This is a genomic window from Pseudoalteromonas sp. Z9A5, from assembly GCF_011378875.1.
Lineage (GTDB): Bacteria > Pseudomonadota > Gammaproteobacteria > Enterobacterales > Alteromonadaceae > Pseudoalteromonas.
In genome coordinates this window covers 41,141-52,245 of sequence record NZ_WTLC01000035.1, presented here as the reverse complement: position 1 = coordinate 52,245, position 11,105 = coordinate 41,141, and the positions used below count along the sequence as shown (strand labels likewise).

Annotated in this window: 6 protein-coding genes and 3 tRNA genes; 7 read left to right on the top strand and 2 right to left on the bottom strand. The window is 37.3% G+C overall.

The genetic code is table 11. The annotated features are described in order from the left end of the window. The first annotated feature begins 11 nt into the window (after nucleotides 1-11). From GQR56_RS16265 to GQR56_RS16250, 4 genes are all read left to right on the top strand, one after another. Nucleotides 12-87: transfer RNA gene (locus GQR56_RS16265), tRNA-Lys, on the top strand. 63 nt (nucleotides 88-150) lie between these two features. Further along, nucleotides 151-226 (top strand) — tRNA-Lys (locus GQR56_RS16260). 140 nt (nucleotides 227-366) lie between these two features. Beyond that, the gene (nadA, locus tag GQR56_RS16255; protein ID WP_024611122.1) at nucleotides 367-1,407 is read left to right on the top strand and encodes a quinolinate synthase NadA; all 1,041 of its coding nucleotides are present in this window, start codon (nucleotides 367-369) and stop codon (nucleotides 1,405-1,407) included. Nucleotides 1,408-1,583: 176 nt separating this feature from the next. Then, nucleotides 1,584-1,673, top strand: a tRNA-Ser gene (locus GQR56_RS16250). Nucleotides 1,674-2,010: 337 nt separating this feature from the next. Here GQR56_RS16250 and GQR56_RS16245 read toward each other — a convergent pair. Further along, nucleotides 2,011-4,686 carry a CHASE domain-containing protein gene (locus GQR56_RS16245; RefSeq protein WP_166113344.1) on the bottom strand — a complete coding sequence of 892 codons (2,676 nt, stop codon included), beginning with the start codon at nucleotides 4,684-4,686 and terminating at the stop codon, nucleotides 2,011-2,013. A gap of 480 nt (nucleotides 4,687-5,166) precedes the next feature. Here GQR56_RS16245 and GQR56_RS16240 point away from each other — a divergent pair, with 480 nt between their 5' ends. Further along, nucleotides 5,167-6,492, top strand: a complete 1,326-nt coding sequence (locus GQR56_RS16240) for an OprD family outer membrane porin (RefSeq protein ID WP_166113341.1) — start codon at nucleotides 5,167-5,169, stop codon at nucleotides 6,490-6,492. Between the two features lie 267 nt (nucleotides 6,493-6,759). Here the strand turns inward: GQR56_RS16240 and GQR56_RS16235 are convergent, their stop codons facing one another. Then, the gene (locus tag GQR56_RS16235; RefSeq protein ID WP_166113338.1) at nucleotides 6,760-7,149 is read right to left on the bottom strand and encodes a DUF2750 domain-containing protein; all 390 of its coding nucleotides are present in this window, start codon (nucleotides 7,147-7,149) and stop codon (nucleotides 6,760-6,762) included. 238 nt (nucleotides 7,150-7,387) lie between these two features. Here GQR56_RS16235 and GQR56_RS16230 point away from each other — a divergent pair, with 238 nt between their 5' ends. Beyond that, nucleotides 7,388-8,431 (top strand): alkene reductase, encoded by a 1,044-nt coding sequence (locus tag GQR56_RS16230; protein WP_166113335.1) that lies wholly within the window; start codon nucleotides 7,388-7,390, stop codon nucleotides 8,429-8,431. 202 nt (nucleotides 8,432-8,633) lie between these two features. Then, nucleotides 8,634-11,003, top strand: a complete 2,370-nt coding sequence (locus GQR56_RS16225) for a TonB-dependent receptor (RefSeq protein ID WP_166113332.1) — start codon at nucleotides 8,634-8,636, stop codon at nucleotides 11,001-11,003. The last annotated feature ends 102 nt before the right edge of the window (nucleotides 11,004-11,105 follow it).

Genomic DNA, 11,105 nt, shown 5'->3' with positions numbered 1-11,105 from the left:
GTGCATAGAGCGGGTTATTAGCTCAGTTGGTAGAGCAGTTGACTTTTAATCAATTGGTCGATGGTTCAAATCCATCATAACCCACCATTCTATGACAGTTTTAATCGGCGGATTTACGCATGCTTTTTACAAAGTAGTTTATATTAGAGCGGGTCATTAGCTCAGTTGGTAGAGCAGTTGACTTTTAATCAATTGGTCGATGGTTCAAATCCATCATGACCCACCACTCTCTAATACTTTCCTTATATTATTTTTTAAATTCCCACTCTATTTTTTATAAACAGCCTCGCTAGTTTGCTGTTATTTATGTTCATATTCTCGTATAATTCGCCGCAATTAATGCTCCGTAGATAAGTGGTCGAGAACATGAGTCTAGCTCAAACTATTATGCCTGAAGGTTATATTTTTCCTCCTAAGCCAGCACCGTTAACACAAGACGAGCAAGGCGAATATAAAGCGCGTATAAAACAATTACTAAAAGATAAAAATGCAGTACTTGTTGCACATTATTATACCGATCCTGAAATTCAAGCGCTCGCCGAGGAAACTGGCGGTTGCGTTGCTGATTCGCTAGAAATGGCACGTTTTGGCGCACGTCACGATGCAGATATGATCATCGTCGCAGGTGTAAAATTTATGGGCGAAACAGCCAAAATTTTAACACCTAATAAAACAGTGGTTATGCCAACACTTGAGGCGACGTGCTCGTTGGATATTGGTTGCCCTGTAGACGAGTTCTCAGCGTTTTGTGACGAGCACCCTGATCGTAAGGTTGTTGTGTACGCAAACACCTCTACTGCTGTTAAGGCACGTGCAGATTGGATTGTAACGTCATCGTGTGCACTTGAGATTGTTGAGTACCTGGATGAGCAAGGCGAAAAAATTATTTGGGGTCCTGATAAACACCTTGGTAGCTACATTCAAAAAAATACCGGTGCTGATATGCTAATGTGGAATGGTGCATGTATTGTACATGACGAGTTTAAAACAAAAGCCTTAAAGGATATGAAGGCGCTGCATCCAGATGCAGGCGTATTAGTTCACCCTGAGTCACCAGCAGAAATAGTTGCACTTGCCGATTCGGTTGGATCTACGAGCCAATTGATCAAAGCCGCTCAAACAATGGACAATAAAAAGTTTATTGTAGCAACCGATCGCGGCATCTTTTATAAAATGCAGCAACTATGCCCAGATAAAGAGTTTTTTGCGGCTCCTACGGCAGGTGAGGGCGCTTCATGTAAAAGTTGTGCACATTGCCCTTGGATGGCGATGAATGGCTTAAAAGCGATTGAGGAAGCCCTCATAAGCCCTAAAGGTAAAGAAGTATTCGTTGATATGGATTTACGCGAAGGCGCTCTTAAATCACTTAACCGCATGCTTGAATTTACTGCGAGTATGGCTAAGTAATTTTAGAAGTATAAATGTGAACGGCTAAATCTTGAATTTAGCCGTTTTTTTATACCTCAATATAAGTGATTGCTTGATAAGTAAGCACTTGAAGGATCATATTTAAAAATGCCTTGCACCTCGAGGGTCTATTTCATACTATAGCGCGCTGTTGCATTACACAATTGCAACACAGTGGAGGGATGGCTGAGTGGCTGAAGGCGCACGCCTGGAAAGTGTGTTTAGGTTTATCCCTAACGAGGGTTCGAATCCCTCTCCCTCCACCATTATTCAATATCAGGACGTCTCATGACGTCCTTTTTTGTGCCTGTAATAAAATAAATTCAATGACTTAGCGTATTATGATGTTCTATAGCGTCCTATCCAAGCGCAGGTCTTTAGTATACCTAGTAGTATACCAAGCAGCACGGCTGTAAATTTAACCTAATAGAATAGGTTGAACTTTGAATTACGCTAATAACTAACGGTGTATTGTAAAAAAAAAGCTGAGCCAGCTGGGGTTTATTTAAATACGAGTTTTGAATTTTCTTTTATACCTATTTTCATTCTTAGAGTTCGGTTATTAATTTAATATGCACTTTTTAATCTCAAAAACTCTTAACGTTATTCTACGCTACTTATAATATGTAGGGCTTTAATTAGTTCGTGTTTTTCTATTGGTTTAGAAATATAACCATCAAATAGCTTTTTGTAGAGCTCTTTTTGTTCAGTAAACACATTGGCTGTGAGCGCAACAATAATCTGTTTATCGTCTATTTCTTTAATTTTTTTACATGCCTCAAAGCCATCCATTTTAGGCATTTGAATATCCATTAGAATTATATCGGGCAATAGCTCTTTATAAAGCTCTATTGCTTCGAGTCCATTATTTGCTATTACAATATTTGCATGTGTTGGTTCAAGCATTGCAGAGGCTACAAGTTGATTAATTTTATTATCTTCGGCGATTAAAATTGTTTTATTTGTAAGATCAGGAAACGCTAAATTTTTTAAATTTATATCCATTGGCTTAATGTCAGCTTGCTTAAGTGGTAAATAAACAAAAAATTTACTACCTGAACCTAGTTTACTGGTTACTTTAATTTCGCCTTTCATTAAATTAATTAGTGATTTAGTGATTGGCAGCCCCAAACCTGTACCGCCATACTCTCTTGTAGTTGATGTTTCTGCTTGTTCAAAGCGTTCGAATAAACGATCAATTACATCTTGTGAAATACCGATTCCTGTGTCCGAAATAACACCGCAGATTTTATTGTCGTCTGTTAATTTAAATTCAACAGTAACACCACCATCGTGTGTAAATTTAATTGCGTTGGAGATTAGGTTTAAAAATATTTGTCTGAGTCTAACTGAATCACCTTCCCAATACTTGTGTTCAATATTAGAAATAAAACGCAGGTAAATATTCTTTTCTTTAGCGGGAATTCCTAAATCTGATTCTAAGTGATTTATTAATTCGTACAGTTCAAAAGGTTTATTTTCAAGTGATAATTTACCTGCTTCTATTTTAGAAAAATCAAGAATGTCGTTAATAATTGTTGTTAAAGAGCGGGTTGAGTAAAGTGCTTTTTTTAAAAATATTTTTGATTTGACGTTAAGTGGTTGCTCTTGTAGTAACTGTAAAGTACCTAATATACCATTCATAGGAGTACGAATTTCGTGACTCATATTTGCTAAAAATTCTGATTTTGCTTTAGAGCTTTGCTCAGCAAGTTCTTTTGCTTGTGCAAGTGCTTCTTCGTGTTTTATTTGTTGCGTTAAATCAAAGGCTATACCTAAAAAGCCAACAACTTGCGCTTTGTTATTGAGTAGAGAAGTAACACTTAAACTAATTTGAATATGCTTGCCGTTCGAATCAACGTACGTCCACTGGTTAACGTCAGGCTTTGTTGGTGTTGCTTTTATTACTAGTGCATTAAAGCCGGGCTCTATGTGTTTATTTAACTCAATGCTAAGTTGTTTTGCCTTTTCTACCACTTCATTCTCTATATGAAAAAGAGCTGGGCTAGTAATGCCAATAACTTCGTTAGCTTTATAGCCTAATAATTTTTCTGCTGCGGGGTTAAACTCAGTAATCAGACCGCTTTTATCTGTAGCAATGATGGAGTAACTTGCACTGTCTAAAATACTTCGTTGTAAAGTGCTTATATCGGCTATTTGCTGTGTTCGGAGTTTTACTTCAGTTTCTAAAGTTGAATTTGCGTGTTCAAGTATTTTTTTATGTTTTTTAGCTGTTTCTACTTTTAATTGTATTCTTTGTGCTTTTCTATAAAAGAACAACTGTAAAGCAAATATAAATAACATTGCAAGAATCGTTAAAAATCCTCCATCAACGAGCGCTTTATATTTGTTAGGTAAGTGAAGATTTTCGATAAAAGCATTTGAACCATGCAATGTTATTTTCCAGTCTCTACCCATAATATGAGTTGTACTAGATACAAAAAACTTAGAATTATTACCTTCATCGCCATAGTTAAAAAAAGTAGATTCACTATTGTTGTATAAATCACTAATACTCAAATAATTTTCGTCAACTTGAGACAGTGAATCTAAAATATTATTAATTAACAAGGGTGAGTAGGTCCAACCTATCAAATCTTTTAGGCGCTGTGTTTTATCTTCTGGAACTATAATATTTTTGTACACGGGAATTAAAATTAAAAAGCCTTGCTGCGCTTTTTCATTGGCTTGAACTAAAGTTATGGGAGCTGAAAGCTGGGCACTATTATTCATTGCTGAATATAATGCTGCCTTTCTGCGCATGCTTTCAGATCCAATATCAAGACCTATTGCTTGTAAGTTGTTTTTTTCAGGGAAAATATACTGAATTAAAAAGCGTTCATCGTCATAACTTGAAAGCTCTTTTAGATTAAACGTTTTATCAGGACGTTCATTTTTAGCATTTTCTAAAAATTGTGTTAACTGATTTGAAGGGACTTTTTTAATATAGCCAATGCCATTAGCGCCTGGAAATTCTAACGCATAATTTCGACTGTGAGAGTAATCCGAAATAGCTTGATAGTCTAAATTATCAATACCAATACCATGTATAAACCCTTTTAAACCAAAAAGTCCATATTTATAAAGATCAACTCGGTTACTTATGCCCGTGGTTAAAGTTGTTAATCTATTGTCTAAAGCAGTTGCAATTTTAGAGTCGAGTTCTTGCTGATATTTAATATGCTGAGAATAAGTGAAAATAATACCAATAATAAGAAGAGTAAACTGGAGGGTTACTTGTAGCAAAAATCCTTTATTAGCCCAACGTATCGCAACCATTAATTCATCCTTTTTTATGTTTTTATAGTGGACCATGAATATATTGTAACCAAATTAAATATAGCACTTATTTACAAGGTTACAACTTGGTTTTCTTAATAAAATATATATTTCACAGTGGTTTAAGGTATATATAAGTGAATAGTAATATCTAATTTTGACTATTTCTCCTCTAATAACTCTCTATTTAAATAAGCAAAGTTACTACAATATTTTATTTAGTCTGCTTATTTTTACTGATAATAAATGCAGAAATATATTTTTATCAGTAAAAAGGATTGTTTTATGCGATTTTTTAGCGTGCTTTTTTAATTTTAGATTATCAGTTCAAAAATTGCTTTTATCTAATATTAAATATGAGGCTCTCTTAAGTTTAATTATGTTCTATATTTTAAATTAAGATATTTAATAAAAGCTAAATGATTACCTATATATTTTTAATTAGTAAATCACTTAAATAAAACGTTAGTGGGGTTAACTATGGCTCATCGGGTTTCGAAATTAGTAATGGTTATTGGCGCAATTTTGGTGTGTGCTTCTATTCCATCTAAGGCTGATTTTAAAGGGCTTACAGCGCAAGATGAATTTAATATAAAACTAAGAACTATTTATTTTGACCGCGATTACGATGCAGATTCAAGTGACGATTCTACTTTGGCGCAGGGGATTGAACTAAATTATGCATCGGGATATTTTGATAATTTAATGAGCGTAGGAGTCTCCTCGTATACGGTGTTAAATATTAACTCTACAGGTACGGCAGCTGGGAATATTTTACCCGCAGGTAATAAAAGTGGTGAGGTGGATGGCGGTTTTTCAAAGTTCGGACAGTATTTTTTAGACTTTAAGTTGGGTAATAGTGGGCATGTTAAAATTGGGGGTCAAAAAACTAACAGCATATTGTTAAAAAGTTCAGGGAGTAGGGCAATTCCCAATACATTTAGAGGTGTATTTGCAGATTACACCGTTGGTGATACAAAAATATATGGCTTTATTTATGATAAGTGGAGCCGTAGACACGATAAAAAGTGGGAGGATTTTTCAACCGACCAGTCAAGTACAGGTGCTATTAGCGTTATTTGGGGATTAGGAACAGCTTATAGTAAAGATGATTTAACCCTTGAAGCTGAGTATTTTAGTTCGCAAGATTATTTAGCAAAAGCGGCTTTTAGGGGGAGTTACGATATTAAGTTAGAGCAGAGTGATTTAACGCTTTCGAGTGGCTTATTTATCTCAAAAGATGATGGTGACTTATTTGTAACGGGCGCAGAGGGTGGTGATTTAGACGATGAAGATAAAGTTGGGGCTCTGGCAGGTTTAACTAATAGTGAAAATGATGGTCTAGCATATTATTTAGATGCAAATTGGAAAAAAGATATTTGGACTGTAGGTGCTGCTTTTACAAAAGTAAGTGATGCTTGGATAGAAGACAACTTTAGTGGTGATCATGGTACGAATCCTTTCCCAACAAGGTCTTTAATTGGTGCCGATTTTACTAATCAAAACGAAAAAACGTGGCAAGCACGCTTTGGTATTAACTTAAAAGCATTTGTTCCAGGATTAAAAACAAAGTTTTATTATACTAACGGTACAGGTGCAGAAAATTCAGCTTTAGGTAAGTTAGGGGGTGAAGCCAATGAAAAATATTGGGCTATTGATACTCGTTACAACGTTGAGTCTATAAAGGGGTTGAGCTTTCGTTGGTTGTTTTTAGATTACAATACAGAAAAAATAGGTAATGTAGATGGCGTTAAAGGCGATAGAGCCGACCATCGTTTATATGCCGATTACACTATTAAGTTTTAAAGTGATGTGGTGTTAATACATTGAGCGTTATGAAAATTAAAAATATTGCCTATAAAAAACGCGACTTACTTTTTATAGTAATCGCGTTTAAAATTTAGTGATTAACCTTTAAAAATACCATTGTATTGGCTTATTAGCATTTATAAGTCGAAATTAGCATATTTATATAATCGCTAAAATTATAGACTTTGTTTAGCTTAAAACCCCGATACATCAAGGTCAATTCAATCTCTAAAGATAGATACTTTTAGTTAATGCTAACAAAATTTAATATTTTTGCTTTGGCGCTTTTAATTGTTTTTCAAACTCATCTGAAAACAATATCGTGCCATCATCTTCCTCTGTTGGGAATGCAGCAATAAGTAAGTCATCTTCTTCAAGACCCGGTGTCCAGCGACTAAACCAATCTGCAAGTGGAATTGCTTTAGCTGTGCAACCAACCCATTCGCCAGTAGCCCATGCTTCTGCAAATTCGCGAGTTGGCCATACTGGTACGCAGTCGTCATCTTCGTTGGCAAGCATAACGCAGCCATCATCATCGTTTAAAATCCATACTTGTTTAAATTGCTGTACGGTTTCGAACATATAGGCGAGACGTTTTTTTGCTCCAAGTCCTAAAATTACTGCTTGTTCTTCGCTTGTATTTGGCGTTGTCATAATTAGCTCACTCTTAATTACTATCGATATTAATATATCTAAATTATATGCACACAAGTATATCGAGTTATATGACAGAGTGTTGAAAAGTTGCTATTTAATTTCATCAATGTAGATCTAATTTGTATCTTGGTCAGTATAATTTTCTCACTAATTTGAGCGATCATTCAAAAATAAACTTGAATGTTTGCAAAAAGACCACATTGTACTAAGCATACTCTTAATGAAGGATTGAAAAATGACAACAGATCTACTTGCACCGTTTAAACTAAATAACACGATTGAGCTTAAAAACCGCGTACTTATGGCGCCATTAACGCGTTGTATGGCTGACGATAACTTAGTGCCAACACAAGATATGGTTGAATATTATGCTCGCCGTGCCGAAACCGGTTTAATTATTAGCGAAGCAACTATTATTCGTCCAGATGGACAAGGTTACCCAAATACTCCGGGTTTATTTACCAGCGAGCAAATTCAAGGTTGGAAAAAAGTAACTGACGCTGTGCACGCTAATGGCGGCAAAATGTTTGCACAGCTATGGCATGTTGGCCGTGTTGCACACCCTCACTTTTTTGATGGCGATGTACTTGCTCCATCGGCAATTGGCGTTGAAGGCTCAGTCCCTCGTATGCGTGAGCTTACCTACATCACACCAAAAGCAGCCACTACTGATGACATTAAAAGTCTAGTTGCTGATTTTGCAAAAGCCGCTGAAAACGCTATTGAAGCTGGTTTTGATGGGGTAGAGATTCACGGTGCTAACGGTTATTTAGTTGACCAATTTTTACATTACGCTGCAAATACACGCAGCGACGAATACGGTCAAACGCCTGAGAATATGTCGCGTTTTGCACTAGAAGTAACCGATGCAGTTATTGCAGCTGTAGGTAGTGATCGTACTGCACTTAGATTAACACCGGGTGCTTATTTTAATATGAGCGAAGATAGCCGCGATAAAGCGGTATTTGATTACTTATTAACAGAACTTGAAAGCAGAAAATTAGCGTACTTACACGGTGGTATTTTTGATGACAGCATGCGCTTTGACTCGCTTGAAGGCAAAAGCATCTCTGAATTTTTACGAGCAGGCTACAAAGGTACATTAGTAGGTGTGGGCAGTTATAGTTTTGAGTCAGCAAAAGAGGCTATTAACAATGCCAAGTTTGACTTAATAGCGATTGGTCGCCCACTTATTGCAAATCCAGATTATATTAGCAAAGTTGCAAACGGTGAAGAGTTAGTACCGTACAGCGATGACATGCTTGCACAATTGAAATAAATTACTATTTGTAATAAGTTCTAAAAAATAATTAAGACACCCAAAGGGAAACTATTGGGTGTCTTTTTTTTTACATATTCCCGCCATAAATCTCCCATATTTGTTTAACCTTTATGTAAATAAAGTTCATCTTCGTTGTCATAATCAAAACTCATACTGTCCCCGTTTTCATATTTCATAATTAAAACTAAACGGGACAACAATGTACGCTTTAAAAAACAAATCGCTTTTGAGCATGGCTATTGCCATGGCTGTATCAACATCTGTTCATGCTAACGACAGCACCATAGAAGAAGTAACCGTGGTTGCTAAACCAACGAGTTACGCTAACAATGTTATTGAGCCTGCAATGCTTGAGCAACAAAGTTCGGTATCGAGCATATTATCAGTTATTGATAATTTACCAGGGATTAGCATAAACGAAGGTGATGCATTTGGTGGCGACGATTGGTCTACTACAATTACCATGCGTGGTTTCAGTATTGATGGGAACCAACAGCAATTAGGAATGACCGTTGATGGCATTCCCAATGGAGGCTCTAATTATGGCGGTGGTGCAAAAGCTAACCGCTACCTAGATAGCGAAAACTTAGCAACGGTAGAAGTTGGCCAAGGTACGTCTGATATTAAATCGGCTTCACTTGAAGCGCTAGGCGGTACATTCAACTTTGTAAGTAAAGATCCAAGCCTTGAAAGGGGCACTACTTTTGCTTATACCTCAGGGAGTCACGATGCCACGCGTTATTACTTTAAACACGAAACAGGCACTGTTTTTGATAGTACCCAAGCGTACGTAAGTTACTCGCAAACCGACACAAGTCGTTGGATTGGCTCAGGCAGTAATGGGGGGAAAGACAACCAACATGCTGAGGTTAAGTTTGTATCTAATTTTAACGACTTAACACTTACCGGGCGTTTATCTTACGACGATGTAAGCGAGACAAACTATAACAGTGTAAGCCTTGAGCAGTTTGAACAAACGACCGATTGGGATCAGCTAACATGGAATTGGACGGGAGTTCCGCACTTTGACCAAATGTTTGCAGAAGGTTGGGGGACGCTCCGTGAAAATACTTTAGGCTATTTAAAGTTTGAATACGCGATTTCGCCAACCTCATTATTAACCGTTAGCCCTTATTACCATAAAAATTCAGGTCGCGGCGATTGGATCCCACCTTACTTAACAACACCTATTGATGAAAATGGCGACCCAACAACACAGGGCGGCACCAATGCAGGTTCTTATGGTTTTGCTGATAGTGAAGGTGATCCGCTTGCTCCAAACGAAGGGTGCACCGCAAGTTTAAGCTGGCCATGGGAGTCGGGTCCTGGTTTAAATCCTGCGTGTTACGATGCAACAGCAACGCCTGTCATGTCATACCGCCATACACATTACAACAAAGATCGTCTAGGTGTAACGGCAAACTACCAAGCTACATTTGGTTATCACGATATAGAAGCGGGCTTTTGGTATGAGCAAAGTGAGCGTGACGAATCTCGTGATTGGCACAAAGTAATTGACGCACGTATTTATCATCACTTTGATAGCACGCCTTACTGGACACAATACAAAAACACCTTTGATACCGATACATTCAAATGGTACCTACAAGACTCAATTAATTTTGGCGATTTAACATTAAATATTGGTGCAAAACAGTATTTAGTTGAGTTACAAAAGTACGACCACTTTGCTAACGAAAGTTCAGATAAAGTAGACAGTGACTCAGATGTGTTATTTAGTGGCGGTGTGTTGTATCAGCTAAATAACAGCACAGAATTATTTGCCAGTTACAGCGAGAATTTTTCCGCAATAAAAGACGGTGTGCTTGAACGAGACAGCTCAACGCTTACAAACATAAAGCCAGAAACTGCCGACAACATAGACTTTGGCATACGTTATCAAGCCGACAGGTTAACCCTTACAGCGACGGCTTACAGTGTTAAGTTTGATAACCGCATTACCTTTATTGCTCCAGGCAGTGGCACAGACGGCATTGATTACACGATTGGTACAAATGGCTCGTACGTAAATGTAGGAGGCATTGACTCAAATGGGCTCGAGCTTGCAGCAAGCTATATGTTAACACCAAGCTGGAGCGTGTACTCGTCGTATACTAATAGCAGTTCTGAGTATTCATCCGATGATCCAAATGCATACGATTCACAGGGCGTAATATTAAGAGATGAAAGTGGTAATGAGGTAGCACCAAGCTTTAGAAAAGGCGACAGCATAATAGATTCATCAGAGGATTTATTTGTGGTATCTACCGATTACTTTAGCGATGGCTTTCGTGTTGGTTTATCGGCTAAATACACCGGCGAGCGCTTAGGTGCATGGCAAGACGAAGAAACTCGCACGCGTAATAAAGTAGACGGCTACACCGTACTTGATTTTAATGCAGGTTACTCAACTGACGTAGATGCAGGCCCGTTTAAAGCCATTGATATATCGTTTGTTGTTTATAACGTTACAGACAAAAGCTATTTAGCAGGTGGCACAGGTAATGGCTCTACTTATTACATTGGTGCGCCTCGCACCGCAGCAGTTACATTTACCGCTGACTTTTAAGTTTAGAATTAGGCTTAGCAATTGAATTAAAATAAAGCCCATCACTGATGGGCTTTATTTTATTTAATGACTAACGTATTGATTTATTAGAACCAATTTCAG